Genomic DNA, 14,919 nt, shown 5'->3' with positions numbered 1-14,919 from the left:
TCAGGCCCTGGGGATGGGCGTCACCGTGCGCCCCAGCCAGTCAGCCACGGCAGCCGGATCGGGCCGCGACTCATCACCGGTGCCGATCGCCGCATAGACGTGGCGAACCAGTTCCGGAAAGACCGACAGGGCGCGCGCAGCCCACGTTCGGTCGGACCGACCCTCCAGAGCGAGCCCCAGCCCGGCCCACACCACTCCAGGTGCATGGGCCGGCAGGGGCACTCCGGCGATGTCAGCCGTATAGAGACGCTGGGCAGAATCGTTATTGCCACTCAACAAGTGCAGATCACCCCGCCGCGCACCTCGAACAAGGCCCTCCACGCCGCCGACCGAGAGCTCCCGGGCCGTACTTCGCATCATCCGCACCCGCATCAGCACCGCCCGGGCATCCAAATGACGCGCGGTTGGATCCGTCCGCAACTCCGGCTCCGGGTAAGCCCACCCATGAGTGACCGTCGCAGGATCGAGATCGCCATTCGCCCACTCATCGGCCAGGGCTGCCACGAACCGGGCGTCGGGCAGAAAGTGATGGGCCCGCCAGCTCATCCAGTGGTCATCGGCAGCTCTTGCGGCCTGCTCCAGGCTGTCCGCCCTCACCTGTTCGCCCTGCCACTGCTCAACCACTTCCAGGAGCCGACCGACCACCCGACGGCCCAGGTCGGTCAGCCTTTCGTCTTCGTTCAGCCTTGGCAGAACCCGCAGTAGCTGACACCGACGAAGCGCGAACTCGAAGGAAGCCAACGCCTCCTCCTCGGCGGGGCAGCCGTTGAGAACATAGCCCCGCCAGAAGCGGGCCACTCCCGTGAAGGCGTACACGCCGTGCAGCATCCCGCGCAGAGGTCTCGGGTCGTCTCGCCACGGGGCATAGAGACCACGCGATGCGTCGGGGGCATGCAGCGAGTACATGTGCAGCAGCGCGCTGAGCTTGCTGTGCTGGATTTCATGAGTGAGGATCGACGCGAATTGAGCGGCGGCCGCGGGTTCCGCTCCCGTCGGCTCGGACGCCGCCATCCCGCCCATTCCGTCTTCCATGGTGGCGCTGTACCAGCGAAACGGCAGCGCCGACGGTAACGGCTCGATGGAACGCAGACACGAACTCACATCTTCGGCGGCTCTCGGATCGACCCGCGCCAGCAACGGCCAGGCCCGCTGCAGCAGATCGCGCCAGCGCCCCAGTTCGCCCTCGGAAGTCGCCCCGAACGCCAAACGTTCGGTATCCGGCTGCATCCGGTAGGGACCCAGATCATGAAACAGAATCCGCCGTGGCCCGTCCGGCAGGTCCACCGACACGAACCTGGGCTCATGCCAGTCAGTATCGGACCTGCTCTCCGCCGACCTGACCAGAACCGGGTCCTGTCCCTTGCCTGCGTCCCCGGCAAGACCGACGGACAACGTCCCAGCCTCGTACAGAGCGTCCGCGACCTGCCACGACGTCACTTCACCACGGACCGAGGCACATCCAAGCGTTGGAAACCAGATCCGGCCGTAGCGAGCGGGGACTTGCAGACTGAACGACAGCCCCGTGCGAACCGCGGCTACCGCGGCAAGCAGATGAAGGTGCCCGACATCCACCCATAATGGAGGCTCGTCATCCTCCCGCGGACGAGGGGGCTCCTGAAGGCGCTGCAGGCAATGCCGAAGCCAGCGCCCCGTTTCCGGCAGCAAGAGCAATTCGTCGGCGACCGTGCTGCTTCGCCGTTCGGAAGCAACAAGCAGCTCCCACGCCTCGTCGATCCCCGACAGCGGACCACCGGCGTCCGGCCGCCGCCCCGCCGCGGCGGTCAGCAGGCCGAGAAGCACCAAACGGTGACTCCGCTCGGAATCCCACAGATGCGCGAGGACGGCGCTACCGCCTCCCCCTTCAGCAAGCGCATCAAAGTGTCGCGGCGGTAGCCCATGCCGCGGGACCCGGTCTGCCGGCCAGCCCGAGGGCACAGAGAAGCCACGCACCGATGAGCCTCCATGATCACAGTCCGAGTCTCGGCCTCACATGGAAGCACTGCTTTTGGGGTCACCCGCGAACACAGACGGGTTGGCGAACTCGTGCAGCAGTCGCCGCTCCATTTCCTGCCACTCAACGCCGCGCCGACATGTCCACACATCCCCCAAGGTCAACTGCGAAAGATCCAATAGCTCCGACTCAATGGCTGACGCTGTCTGATCCATGCCCCGCGGCTCTCCCTTCTGCGGGCCTGACGGCCCTTGCCTGCGCCTTCATGATGTCCCAGTGCCGCATGACCGGAAACCCCGCGTCGAAAACGGGCCCTCAGCCATGGCCGTTCTCCGTCACCCCTCGAAACGCAGACATTCGCTCCAGAACACCGTGGAGCGCCTCAAGGCTGCGCGTCCCGGCATCCACGGTACTGATCGCCTCCCACAGCTCCGCCAGTCCCTCCGGGAAGGCCAGACATGTCTCGACAACGCCCAAGAGCTCAACCCTCGTAATCGGAGACCTCGGGATACTCGTGGCCACTTCGGGAGGCAGCATCCGCAGAACTGCCGCTCGGGAACCGGGATCAGCCATTGCGGGGACAGCCTCGAGAGCCAGAACGAGGGCCCTGCGCCCCTCCGAGTCCAGCCGGCCACCCGCCCGTCGCACCGCCGCAATCGGCCGGATAGCGGTGCTCTCGTCGGCCGCAGGCTCCTCGCGCCGCAAAGCCGCCGATGGCGGTGGCGGGCTCCCCGCGACGGACGGCTGCTTCGCGTCCGGGAACGCGCGCGACTCAAGCAGCTCACCCCCCGCGTGCGCGGCCAGACGCAGGTACCACTGCCTGACCCCTGGACCAAGGCTCGTGAATGTCGTGAAAACGAGGGCTCCTGCGACAAGAGAAAGGAGCAACTGATCAGCCCACGGCTCGCGCCAGCCGCCCATCAGGCCGGCGGCCGTGTCCCTCACACAGTCGACCCGAGCAGCCGCTCCACGCGGCAGATGCGAAAGATGAGCCTCCTGCGGACGGACAACATAGTCGAGCAGCAACAACTCCTGATGAGCCGACAACGGCTCCTGCAGCACCGGCACAAGAGCTGACAGCAGCAGCATGGCCACATCTCGCGTCAGAGCACCGTCCGAGGTGAAGCCGCACAGATCGATGAGGCGGTACTCCTGTGGCAGCAGCACGCCTCGGCGCCTGGGGACCAGCACGTTGTCCAGATGAAGATCACCGTGGGTCAGCCCTCTGAGCACCGACACCTCAGGATCGTCGAACTCCGGGTGGCCACCGGTGACCAGCAAGAACGGATTGGGCAAACGCCGCCCACCCGCTTCGAACCAGGGAACGTCCGAACCCGAGAGCCCGGCACTCTCCCGCGCCCGCGCCAGCGACGCCCCATCCGACCAGGCAGCTCGTAACTCCGACTGAAGAAAGGCTGATGCACGCATCCGCTGTGGGCGCCCTACCGCCGCGTTCCACTCGGTGAGCAGCCCCCGCACCACGTCTTTGCACGCCAGCGCAAATTCGTCCCCGCCCAACACGCGCATGGGTGCCATGTCGCGGAGCCCGTCGCCCGCCACACCCTGGAACATCAGCGCGCCACCGCCCTCCAGGGGATACGGCGCGAAAGGCAGTTCAACCAGGTGCTTCTCGGCGAAGGCCGGCGGAGATGTCCGCAGGGCACGAGTGTGACGTCCTGGCTCCCCCCGATAGGGCCCTGCCGGCAACACCTTCAGGATCACCACGCGCGCAGGCGGGGCAACCTCCAACGCCTCCAAAATGGCACCCGTATAGCCCCTGCCGGGCGGGGACCAGGACGGCAGACTCAAATCGACCGACAGATCGTTGAGTTCAGCCCAGTCGAGCAGGCCTCGGACAACGCCGCTGCCCAGCCTGGCAGTAACAACCGAACTGTCAGAGAACGCGGCCACGCGGCCCTCCCGTAACCACGTCACGCACCACCCAATACAAGAGGGACCCGCAGGCGATGGGAGCCTGCCTCACGCGAACACTTCAGTCGCGTACCACCACGCTCCGGCATGTCCGGAGCCACGGTCTCCACTATCGCCCTACTTGATCACGCAGTTCACGCATCGCCGCCAGGAAGTCGGCACGATCGGATTCCTGGTACTGACGGAAGAACCAGTTCGGGACCCGGGTGTAGGTCTGTCTCGAAAGAAAGATCACGTCCTGCACCTGCCGCGCCAGCCTCAGCAAGTCAGCTTCTCCGCCACCCGCCGCTATGCGGCCTCGCACCAAGGACAGCACACGCTCCCGCTCGGCGGCGACAGACCACTGAGTGCGCACGGTGGTGACTCCCAACAGCAATGCGGCAAGGGACGGCACGTACCATCTCACCAAGGCTTCGCCCAAGTCGAAATGCGCAGACAAGGCGACCACCAGACCAGCGGCACCCCAGACACAGATCGCCCCTATCACAGCCCGCGCAAAGCGGCGGCGAATACGTGCACCCCACCCCAGATTCTGAAGCTGACAAGCAATCACGTCATAGGGATACGGCAGATCTGGAATCTCATAGTAGTCACGGACCTCCTCTTCCTTCCCGGAGAAACGTCTACTGAGCGCATTCACCTCATGCGACAAAGGCTCCTCGCCCGCGAGTACCGCATTCCAGGACAGACGAAAAAGCCGGACGTCCAACAACTCCTGGACGTAAGCCGCCCGCCTTGCCGCAGAATCCACCCACGAGGAGAACACCGCCGAGTAGACAACAGCCCAGACCGAACCTGCGATGGCGACCACGCCCACCAGGCTCGTCACGAATGATGCCGCACAACCGGCGGCAGCGAGCAGAACAGAACACCAGGCGCTCAGCGCCCCGAGGCGCTGCGCCCTCTTGTGCGACACCGACATGGCGCGCAACCGAACCAGTGCATCAGACTGGTTCTGCTCCCTCAGCACCGGAGAAACGATCAACGTAGGCGACGAACCATCCACCACGGCTTCCCCCCGTCGTGCGGCAGACGTTGTTCCAACTGTCTTTCACCGCTGACCTTTTGTCGAGAACTGGAACGTCACACACGGCCTCCGCGCTAAGCAGACGCACTTGCTTCTCGCCATACGAACCCCGCGTCTTGTGGGGTTGAACTCCGCGACGGCCTGGCGGAGGCGTACATGCGTTTGATCTCGGGTCCACCGATGCGGGACGCCGCGGCGAAGGCGGTTCCCGCCTCCGCGGGGCTGTCTCCCGAGCGTATTCCGTTTCACCGGCGCGACGCTGGAGTTCCGCCGCCTCGATGGCGAGCCGCCCTCCGATCCACCGTCCGACCTCGTTCGAAAATCGGCCCATCAAGCGTGTTCCCCACTCACCGATGAGCGGAACTCAGCCACCGGCCCCAGGGGACACGCATCCAGACGGCACGCCAACCGGTCGGCCTGCCAGGGGACTTGGAGGGTACACGGACGGTTGAAAGGAGGACCGTCGACATGACGACGTCCATCAAACGCATGCCCGGTTGGGCGAAGGTGGTCTCCGCCTTCGTGCTGGTGCTCGTGGTGCTCTTCGCCGGGCTGCGACTGGCCGTGCTGCCGGGGCTGCGCGATGTGTTCGGCACGGAGACCCGCGACAATTCGGGCCCCGCACTCCTCAAGTCCATCCAGGACATGAGCCGTTACGACGCCGCGTCGGGCAACTTCCAGGTGGTCGTGGACCTGGAGAAGGACGCGAAGTATCTGCCCGACGCCATCCGCGGCACCCGCACGCTGTACGTGGGGGCCGGCACCGTCGACGCCTATGTCGACCTCGGCCGCATCGGCCGGAAGGACGTGACGGTCAACGGCGACCGTACGTCGGCCACGCTCCGTCTGCCGCACGCGGCACTGGGCAAACCCGCCCTCGACCCCGACCACTCCTACGCCGTCTCGAAGCAGCGCGGTCTCCTCGACCGGATCGGCGACATCTTCTCGGACAACCCGAACGACGAGCGGGCCGTACAGCGTCTCGCGGCCAAACACATCGGCAAGGCCGCGCAGGACAGCCGCCTCACCGCCCGGGCCGAGGAGAACACCACCAGCATGCTCGAAGGCCTGTTGCGCTCTCTCGGCTTCAAGGAGGTGACGGTCACCTACGGTGCCTGAGTCCGGACGGCGCCCACGTTGCCGGCTACGGACGGTGCCCACGTAGTGACGACGCCCGCGTCCGTCCTGTGGTCCAGGGACGGACGCACCTCAGCACGGACGACGGCGCGAAGGCGAAAGACGCCTGACCATCCGCACACGCTCACCGGGCGAACGGACACTCTCCTCATCCGCAGAGTGGGACACCCCGGCCGCGCACCTAAGTCGACCGAGGTGAGGCGGGCCGGGGCGGAGCAGTGCAAGGCGGGGCGGGGCAGGGCGGGGCAGTACGCCGACGCGGGGTCGACCCGGAAGGCGGTCGGCCCGGTCGGCCCGCCCCGCCGCCCTCTCGCGTTTCGGACCACGCCGAAGCCCCGCTTGGCGAGAAGCTCCCTCTGTTGCCGCGAAACCCTCCCGTTCACCGAAGCCCCGGGCATCCTCGGCCCCATCGGGGGTATGCGGGCTGCACCAGAGGGCAGTTGAAAAGGGGAGGGTCTCATGGTCCGCACCGCGTTGCGCGCACGTGCCGCGAAGGCCGGTCGCCGGAAACCGGCGCCGAAGTCGGGATCGGACCGGGGGAAGCCCGCTTCGAAGGCCGAGCGGAGCAAGCCGGCGTCGAAGTCCGGACCGGGGAAGCCGGAGAAGTCGCGGTCGCTCTTCGGCCGCAGGACACCGCCCCCGGCGCAGGCGCGGGAGCCCGGGGTGCTGGCGCTGCCCTTCCGGCTGCTGGCCGTGCTGATCGCCTTCGCGGCCATGGTGGCCTTCGCCGTCGCGCTGGCGCGGCTGACCCTGGAGCCCTCACCGGCGTCCGCGGCGCTGATCCACAACAACCTCCACCCCGGACGCTCCCTGCGGGCCTATCTCGACCAGCCGGAACTGCGCGACGCCGTCAAGCAGATCGGCGGCAACCTCGTGCTGGGGGTTCCCTTCGGAGTACTGCTGCCCGTGGTGTTCCCCAGGACCCGCGGAATCCTGCGCGTCCTCGCACTCACCGCCGTGGTCATGCTCCTGGTCGAGCTCGTTCAGGGAGCCCTCATCACCGGGCGTTCCTTCGACATCGACGACGTCATCCTCAACACGACCGGGGCGCTGGTGGGTTACCTGCTTCTGGGACGGCGGCTCGGCCGGGCGGTGCACCCCAAGAAGCGTCTTCGCGCCTGACCATCCCTCAACTGTTGGTCCGGACCAAAGTATTGACACTCCGTTACCTCACTCCTTAAATCAAGAGGCGAAGCATGCACCCCCCACCTCAGTCGGCCGACCCTCCCAGGGCAGCCGTACGGAAATGAGAGTCATGGACTCCCCACGCCTGCTCCGAAGATGCCTCTTCGCCGCGCTGTCCGCCGCGCTCGTCGCCTCCGCCTCGGCCGTCGTCGCTCCCGCCCACGCGGGTCCGGCGGCGGCCACCGCGGCCGTGACGTTCGACGACACCTTCGACGGCCCCGCCGGTTCGGCCGTCGACTCCTCCAAGTGGCAGATGGAGACCGGCGACAACGTCAACAACCATGAGCGGCAGTACTACACGTCCGGCAACAAGAACGCGGCGCTGGACGGCCAGGGCCATCTGGTGATCACGGCCCGCAAGGAGAATCCGGCCAACTACCAGTGTTGGTACGGCACTTGTCAGTACACCTCGGCCCGTATGAACACCTCGGGGAAGTTCACCACGGCCTACGGTCATGTCGAGGCCCGGATGAAGATCCCGCGCGGGCAGGGTATGTGGCCGGCGTTCTGGATGCTGGGCAGCGACATCGGGCAGGTCGGCTGGCCGAACTCCGGTGAGATCGACGTCATGGAGAACGTCGGCTTCGAGCCGTCCACCGTGCACGGCACGATCCACGGTCCGGGGTACTCCGGGTCCGCCGGCATCGGCGCCGGGTACTCCCTGCCGAACGGCCAGGCCTTCGCGGACGCCTTCCACACCTTCGCGGTCGACTGGGCACCGAACTCGATCACCTGGTCGGTGGACGGCGCGGTCTACCAGACGCGAACACCCGCCGATGTGGGCGGCAACACCTGGGTGTTCAACAAGCCGTTCTTCCTGATCCTGAACCTCGCGGTCGGCGGATACTGGCCCGGCGACCCCGACGGCTCCACCGTCTTCCCGCAGCAACTCGTCGTCGACGAGGTGAAGGTGACGACGAGCGACAGCCCGGGCGGCACCGCCGGTCCGATCAAGGGCCTCGCGGGCAAGTGCGTGGACGTGGCCGCCGCCAACTCGGCCAACGGCACGCCCGTACAGCTCTACGACTGCAACGGCACCGGCGCCCAGCAGTGGACCGTGTCCTCGGACGGCACGATCCGCGCGCTCGGCAAGTGCCTGGACGTCACCGGCAACGGTACGGCGGACGGCTCGACGGTCCAGCTGTGGGACTGCACCGGCGGCCCCAACCAGAAATGGACGGTCACCGCGGCTCACGACATCGTGAACCCGCAGGCCGACAAGTGTCTCGATGCCACGGGCAACAACTCGGCCAATGGCACACGGCTCCAGATCTGGACCTGCGGCGGCGGAGCCAACCAGAAGTGGACGGTGGGCTGAGGGACAGGTCGGGCGATATAGGTCCGCATCGGAGACAGTCCCTTCTCAGCGGCTGTTCTCTGTCCGCTCTCGCGCGGCCGGACAGGGAACAGCCACTCAGATTGCCGTCGACGCAGGCCTGCTGAGGATGGAGCAGGTTCCGGAACGACTCGCCTCGGCCGACGCCTGGACGTTCCGTCGTCGGCACGAGGACCTGTTCGCGGCAGTTGGACCGGAAGCCCGGCATCAGCGCGCCCCGTCACCTCGTGTGGTGCGGGGCGCGGCCGTGCTGAAGTGGGATGCGCGGCGCCGCAGGTGCCGGTGGCCCGCGTAGCGCCCGTGAGTCGGCGAGACGGTGGCTGCGGCGCCGTAGAACAGCCGCTTGCCGATTTCGATGAGGGCCAGGTAGGCGACGATCATGCCGACCAGGGTGGCGAAGAACGCCATGGGAAGTGGCTGGAAGCCCAGCGTATGGGCGAGCGGCGTGGCCGGCAGCAGCGCACCGATCGTGACGACGCTCAGCGCGGCCAGTGTCAGCGGCAGGCTGGGGTGGCTGCGGAAGAACGGGATGCGGCGCGTACGGATGGCGAAGATCACCAGGGTCTGCGTGGCCAGCGATTCGACGAACCAGCCGGTCCGGAACTGGGCCGGTCCGGAGTGGAAGACCCATAGCATGACGGCGAAGGTGAGGAAGTCGAACACTGAGCTGAGCGGTCCGAAGGTGATCATGAATCGGCGGATGAACGCGATGTCCCAGTGTGAGGGCTTTTGCAGTTGCTCCTCGTCCACGTTGTCCGTCGGGATGGCCAACTGGCTGCTGTCGTAGAGCAGGTTGTTCAGAAGGATCTGTGAGGGGAGCATCGGCAGGAACGACAGGAAGAGCGACGCTCCCGCGGCGGAGGCCATGTTGCCGAAGTTGCTCGACGTGCCCATCAGCACGTACTTGATGGTGTTGGCGAAGATCCTTCGGCCCTCGCCCACACCGTCGGCGAGAACATTCAGGTCCTTCTCCAGCAGGATGACGTCGGCCGCGTCCTTGGCCACATCGGTGGCCGAGTCGACGGAGATACCCACGTCGGCCGCGTGCAGAGCGAGGGCGTCGTTCACCCCGTCGCCCAGGAACGCGACGCCCCCGCGGCTGAGCCGTTGCGCGTGCACGATGCGTGCCTTGGCCTCGGGACTCACACGGGCGAACACCGTGGTGTCGGCGATCGCCTCGGCCAGTTGTCCGTCGTCCAGGGCGTCGACCTCGCTGCCGGTCATCACTCCCGAGTCGGGGAGACCGAGGTCGTGGCAGACCTTCGCGGCGACCGCGGCGTTGTCGCCGGTGACGACCTTCACCGCGACGCCGAGCCCGGACAGCCTGCGCAGCGCGATGGCGGCATCCGGCTTGGGCGGATCCATGAACACCAGCAGGCCGACAAGGGTCAGCCCCCGTTCGTCGTCAGGCCCGACACCCTGCGTTGCGGTGACATCGGACCGGGTGGCGACCGCGACCACCCGGTTGCCCGTGGAGAACTCGACCGCCAGTGCGTCACGGGCTGCGGGCGGGACATCGACGCAGCGGTCAAGGACCGTCTCCGGAGCTCCCTTGGTGACCAGGCCGACGCGGCCGTCGCCGTCCCGCAGCAGAACGGACACCATGCGTCGTTCATGATCGAAGGGCAGCACCGAGACCTGCGTGTACCCGTCCAGACCGGCCCGCTCGTCGGCGGTGGCCGGGGATCGCCAGAGGGCTTGGTCCAGCGGGTTTCCTCCGACGTCCTGGGCGTCGCGCGCCTCGTTCTCCGTAGCGAGCAGTCCCCACCGCACCACCGCCCCGGCATCGTGGCCGTCGGCCGGTACAGCGCGCATGTACTCGATCCGGCCCGTGGTGAGCGTGCCGGTCTTGTCGGTGAACAGGACATCGACATCGCCCAGGTCCTCGATGCACACCAGCCGTTTGACCAGCACCTTGCGTCGGCTCATCCGCCGCGAACCCGCGGCCAGACTGGTCGAGACGACCGCGGGCAGAAGCTGCGGGGTGATGCCCACCGCGATGGCCAGTGAGAACAGCAGCGCGTCGATGATCGGCTTGTGCAGGGCCACGTTGATCACGAAGATCGAGGTCGTCAACGCGCCCGCGACGTAGACCAACAGCATGGAGAAGCGCCGCAGGCCGACCTGGAACTCGGTGTCGAGCGGATGGGTGTCGAGCCCAGCAGCGATCTTGCCGAACTCGGTACGTGCTCCGGTGGCCACCACCACCCCACGAGCGGCGCCGGCACGAACGACCGTACCCATCAAGGCACACCCGGACAATTCCGCGAGCGGAGTCCCGACCGCGACCGCAGCGAGACTCTTGTCCACCGGAAGCGACTCTCCGGTCAGCACCGATTCATCGCACTCCAAGCCGGTGACCGCGATCAGCCGCAGATCGGCCGGCACGATGTCACCCAGCCGCAGTTCCACCACATCACCGGGGACCAGCGCCGTGACATCCACGAGCGCCGCCCTGCCGTCACGCAAGGCCACGGTCTGATGGCGGATCTGGGAGTGCAGTGCCTCGGCCGCCCTTTCGGCCCGGTATTCGTTGACGAATCCCAGTCCCACCGACGCACTCACGATCAGCCCGATGATCACCGCGTCGTTTCGCTCTCCCACCAGGAAGGACACGACAGCGGCTGCCGCCAGCAGCCCGAGCAACGGTGAGCGGAGCTGATGCCACAGAACAGGGAACACCCGGGCACGATGAGTAGCCACCGCATTGGGGCCGAACCTCGCCTGGCGTCGCAGAACCTCCGCGTCACCGAGGCCTTCCCCCGCGACGACGTCGAACATACGAAGGACATCATCCGCCGGGAGAACCGCAGCGGACATCACCCCCGGCGCGGGCGCCGGCGGCTGCGCCGGAGTAACGACACTCACCTTGCTCCGCCTCCGGAGTCGGGGGATCGGTCCTGCGGGCACGGGCTGGTTCCGCGATCGCGGCGCAGTTGTTCGATCAGGCGCATCGCGACACCGGGTCTCGCCGTTTCCCCCACCGCCGAGTCAACGGTGGAACGGGTCGAATCCGATCGGTCAACACCCGCGACACCGCCGCGCCTCATCTCCCCACCGTCCTTCGCGAGGCTGCGCGGGTGCGCGCGTCCGCCGATCGGGACGGGGCGACCACCGGTGCCCTGTGTACGTGACGGCGCAGTAGCCGTACGGCGAGCGCGTCGAGCGTCGCCGTGGCGACGAACGTGACACCCGTGGCAACAACGAGAAGTACCGCGAACATCGTCCAGAACTCCGGCGTGAGACTCGTACCCACGGTGCCCACTCCCTCCGAGTCGTCGTTGTTCCCCTTCGGCTCCAGTCAACTCCGCCGGGAATCACGGCACATGAGCCATAGGGAACGAACTGGGGTATGAAAGGCCCTTGCGCCGCGAGGCCTGTGCGTGACATGGGCCGGGGCATCCTCGGGTTGGACAGCCACCTGAGCGTTCTCGGTGCCGCGTCCGGCCGCGCCTCACTCGCCGACCTGCGTTCTCGGGCAAGAAGGGATAAAAGTGAAGGCTTCGGGACCGGGACAACTCGATCCCCTGCGCGTCCGCTTGCAGCAGTGATCTTGGTGAGGCTCAGAGGGAACTGAGAAGTCCCTGTGAAAAGGTGCGCGGGTTCCTCCGAAGATCCAGCCCGCGCTTTGGGTCCGACCGCCCCCATGGAGAAAACCCACATGAGTCTCACGATCGTCAACGGACTGCCCGCGCACATCTTGTTCGTGCACTTCGTCATCGTGCTCGTGCCGCTGAGCGCCCTGGCACTCATAGCGTGCGCGGTGTGGCCCGGCGCAGCCCGGCGGCTCGGTCTGATCCTGCCCGTCCTCACGCTCGTGACGTTGGTGACCGTGCCGGTGTCCACACACGCGGGTGAGTGGCTGGAACAGCACGTCGGCAGCGACCCGCTGGTGCGCAGGCACGCCGAACTCGGCGACGGCCTGCTGCCCTGGGCACTGGGTCTCTTCGTGATCTCGGCCGTCGTCTGGTGGACGGCCCGCCGCGCGGCGCCCGCGGCGGACGGCACGTCGGATGCCTCACGGGCTCTCCCGGTACTGGTCCGGGGTGCGATCGCGATCCTTTCGATCGCCGTCGCGGTCGGCGCCGTGGTGGACGTCTACCGGATCGGCGACTCGGGCGCCAAAGCCGCCTGGCACGACAACTACTCGAAGGCGGCCACGCGGCACGGCAACGGCTGACGGACGAATCCGGCGTCGGCCCTGCCACGGACACGATCCGGCCCCGTTGCCGGACCGTGACGGCGGCCGGGGCCGGCCGATGCCAGTCCGGTCGGGGCCGACGGGTGAGTCGACGCGTGAGCCGACGCGTGAGCCGACGGGTGAGCTGACGGGTGAGCTGACGGCATGCGCCAAACGCGTCAGGACCTGTGCCCGCTCCCTCACGCCTCGGACCGATGGGACACGGAACGAGCCCGCGCCCTGTGAGCCGGTCACCCGTTCAGCGGTGGGGACGGGCCAGGCCCCCAGTGCGTGCGCCGCGTCGCCTGACGACGCCCGTCCGGTCGCGTGTTCCGCGCGGCCGGCTACCCGGGGAGTTCCGTGCGCTCCCACCACTCGTAGACGGGCAACTGACCCTGCCCGGTCTCCTGCTGACGCGTCGTGGCCCGGAAGTGCTCGTACCCTCCACGGAACGGCACTTTGATGTCGAGGTCGGGCGCCGGAACCGAGACGATCCGCTCAGGAAGATCGTCAGGGCCACCCTCAAGAACTGCTTTTGTCGCGTCGGTCATGACCCGATCTTCTCTGCCCCTGCCGGAGCGCGCCCCCGCGACGCGCCGAGGTGCGCTCCGGCCGTTCGCGTGGCGGGCGATGTCGGCCGACTTCCCGCCGTGGGAACGGCCTTCACCTCCACCAGGGCCGATCGGCCCTGGTGGAACGGGAAGTCGCGGCCCGGTGCGACCGGCGGCGATGCTGTCGGCCGTGCGGGCTCGGTGGTCAGCCCCTTCCTCCGCTCAGATTCCCCCACTGAGGACCGACCTGCTGCCACTCCGCGTCCCATTCGGCCATGCGCCGCCGGTCGAGCCGTGTTCGGGCCACCCGTCCCGCGGCCCAGACCGCGGCACCGGCCGAGGAAGCGACGAGGGCGCCGGCCAAGGCCGCCTCCAGCGTCGCCTGGGTACCGGTCATCGGCGCCGGCACCACATGGTCCGTTCGGTCCGTCCACACCGTGACACGCGTGCCGGCCGGGGCGCCCGGCAAGACCTTGGCCTTGCCGGCGTGGACCGTTCCGTCCGAGGTGGTCCATCGCACGGCGGCCCACACCCGCTCGCCGCCGCTGCCTCCGACGGCGGCCGGGGGACTCGGTGCGTCCACGGTGAGGACGGCGGGCACCGCGTGCGCTCGGGCCGCCTGTGCCGACAGGCCGGTGCCGACCGCCCGAGCCGCCACCACGCCCGCGAGAAGTCCGAAGACGACCGCCAGCGTCCAGGTGACGAGCACGATCCAGGCCTCGATGACGTCGCTGTGCCGACGCAGCGGGTTGCTCCGCCAGCGCCACATTCTGACGACGGTCCCCTTGCCGGAGGCTGTCCGTGCCATCGTCACCGCCCCCTGCGCCGTACCGACGGCTCCGCCTCGCTCTGTGCCGGGCGGTCGGCTTCGGGGAGGTCGGGGTCGAGGTTCGGGTGCCGGGGCGGCCCGGCCAGCGCGCTTCGCACGTCGACGACTCCGGGCACCGCCCGGGCAAGCCGTGCGGCCGACGGAACGAGGGCGGTCTCGTGGACCCGGCCCGCGAGCGTGACGACACCGTCGTGCACCTCGACCCGGATCGTCGCGGTGTGCGTACCGAAGAGCCGTACGACGACCTCCCGGCGCACCTCCTCGGCAATGTCCTTGTCCTCCCGCAGGAAGACCTTCAGCAGGTCGGAGCGGCTGACAATGCCCTTCAGGGTGCCGTCGCGGCCGACGACCGGCAGCCGCTTGACGCGGCTGCGGGCCATGACGCGGGCCGCGTGGGCGAGGGTGGTGCCGGGCGCCACGGTGACAGCCGGGGCGGTCATGAGTTCTCCCGCGGTCACCGCGTCGGCCTTGCGGACCTCGGAGAGATGTTCCACCTGGCCGTAGGGACCGATGCCGCCGTCGCTGTACTGCTCTTTGGGCAGCAGATCGGCCTCGGAGACGACGCCGATGACCACTCCGGAGTCGTCCAGCACGGGAAGTGCGCCGACCCGCCATCCGTGCATGGCCTTCACGATGTCCTTGAAGGCGGCTCCAGCACGGAGGCTGACGACCCGCTTCGCCATCACGTCGTTCACGAAGGTCGGAGTGCCGCTCATGGCGTCCTCCAAAGGCTCGGCCGCTGTCACGAGACATCTTCAGACTGGGGTCTCCGGGCCGTCCGCGCCATGGGC

General features: G+C 67.9%; 12 protein-coding genes. 4 read left to right on the top strand and 8 right to left on the bottom strand.

Annotation, left to right across the window (positions count from 1 at the left end; all coding sequences use genetic code 11):
* The 3 genes from ACFYW8_RS00475 to ACFYW8_RS00465 form a co-directional block, all read right to left on the bottom strand.
* Complete coding sequence (locus tag ACFYW8_RS00475) at positions 1-1,800, bottom strand: HEXXH motif domain-containing protein (protein WP_389065018.1); 1,800 nt, start codon at positions 1,798-1,800, stop codon at positions 1-3.
* Between the two features lie 466 nt (positions 1,801-2,266).
* The gene (locus ACFYW8_RS00470) at positions 2,267-3,862 is read right to left on the bottom strand and encodes a hypothetical protein (RefSeq protein ID WP_389065014.1); all 1,596 of its coding nucleotides are present in this window, start codon (positions 3,860-3,862) and stop codon (positions 2,267-2,269) included.
* A gap of 130 nt (positions 3,863-3,992) precedes the next feature.
* Positions 3,993-4,853 carry an S-4TM family putative pore-forming effector gene (locus ACFYW8_RS00465; RefSeq protein WP_389065009.1) on the bottom strand — a complete coding sequence of 287 codons (861 nt, stop codon included), beginning with the start codon at positions 4,851-4,853 and terminating at the stop codon, positions 3,993-3,995.
* A gap of 525 nt (positions 4,854-5,378) precedes the next feature.
* Between ACFYW8_RS00465 and ACFYW8_RS00460 the strand changes: the two genes are divergently transcribed.
* The 3 genes from ACFYW8_RS00460 (at position 5,379) to ACFYW8_RS00450 (ending at position 8,550) form a co-directional block, all read left to right on the top strand.
* Positions 5,379-6,029, top strand: coding sequence for a DUF4230 domain-containing protein (locus ACFYW8_RS00460; RefSeq protein ID WP_365871983.1), 651 nt, complete (start codon positions 5,379-5,381; stop codon positions 6,027-6,029).
* Positions 6,030-6,506: 477 nt separating this feature from the next.
* Positions 6,507-7,169, top strand: coding sequence for a VanZ family protein (locus tag ACFYW8_RS00455; RefSeq protein WP_365871981.1), 663 nt, complete (start codon positions 6,507-6,509; stop codon positions 7,167-7,169).
* A 133-nt stretch (positions 7,170-7,302) separates the two neighbouring features.
* Positions 7,303-8,550 (top strand): ricin-type beta-trefoil lectin domain protein, encoded by a 1,248-nt coding sequence (locus ACFYW8_RS00450; protein ID WP_389065006.1) that lies wholly within the window; start codon positions 7,303-7,305, stop codon positions 8,548-8,550.
* 225 nt (positions 8,551-8,775) lie between these two features.
* Here ACFYW8_RS00450 and mgtA read toward each other — a convergent pair whose 3' ends face one another.
* Both mgtA and ACFYW8_RS00440 read right to left on the bottom strand, forming a co-directional pair.
* On the bottom strand, positions 8,776-11,388 hold the full coding sequence (gene mgtA / locus ACFYW8_RS00445) for a magnesium-translocating P-type ATPase (protein WP_389065003.1): 2,613 nt from the start codon (positions 11,386-11,388) through the stop codon (positions 8,776-8,778).
* Between the two features lie 226 nt (positions 11,389-11,614).
* Entirely contained in the window at positions 11,615-11,824 is a 210-nt protein-coding gene (locus ACFYW8_RS00440) for a hypothetical protein (RefSeq protein ID WP_365871975.1), read from the bottom strand.
* Positions 11,825-12,229: 405 nt separating this feature from the next.
* Here ACFYW8_RS00440 and ACFYW8_RS00435 point away from each other — a divergent pair, with 405 nt between their 5' ends.
* On the top strand, positions 12,230-12,748 hold the full coding sequence (locus ACFYW8_RS00435; RefSeq protein ID WP_389064997.1) for a DUF2231 domain-containing protein: 519 nt from the start codon (positions 12,230-12,232) through the stop codon (positions 12,746-12,748).
* Between the two features lie 344 nt (positions 12,749-13,092).
* On the opposite strand, the gene ACFYW8_RS00430 is transcribed toward ACFYW8_RS00435, so the two are convergent.
* From ACFYW8_RS00430 to ACFYW8_RS00420, 3 genes are all read right to left on the bottom strand, one after another.
* Positions 13,093-13,299, bottom strand: coding sequence for a DUF5988 family protein (locus tag ACFYW8_RS00430; RefSeq protein WP_389064993.1), 207 nt, complete (start codon positions 13,297-13,299; stop codon positions 13,093-13,095).
* A 205-nt stretch (positions 13,300-13,504) separates the two neighbouring features.
* Positions 13,505-14,107: a hypothetical protein gene (locus tag ACFYW8_RS00425; RefSeq protein WP_389064989.1), complete on the bottom strand. Its 603-nt coding sequence runs from the start codon at positions 14,105-14,107 to the stop codon at positions 13,505-13,507.
* Positions 14,108-14,109: 2 nt separating this feature from the next.
* Positions 14,110-14,844, bottom strand: coding sequence for a CBS domain-containing protein (locus ACFYW8_RS00420; RefSeq protein WP_389064985.1), 735 nt, complete (start codon positions 14,842-14,844; stop codon positions 14,110-14,112).
* Between the last annotated feature and the right edge of the window lie 75 nt (positions 14,845-14,919).

The organism is Streptomyces sp. NPDC002742 (assembly GCF_042888885.1).
Classification (GTDB): Bacteria; Actinomycetota; Actinomycetes; order Streptomycetales; family Streptomycetaceae; genus Streptomyces.
This window is presented reverse-complemented; position numbering and strand designations above follow the sequence as displayed.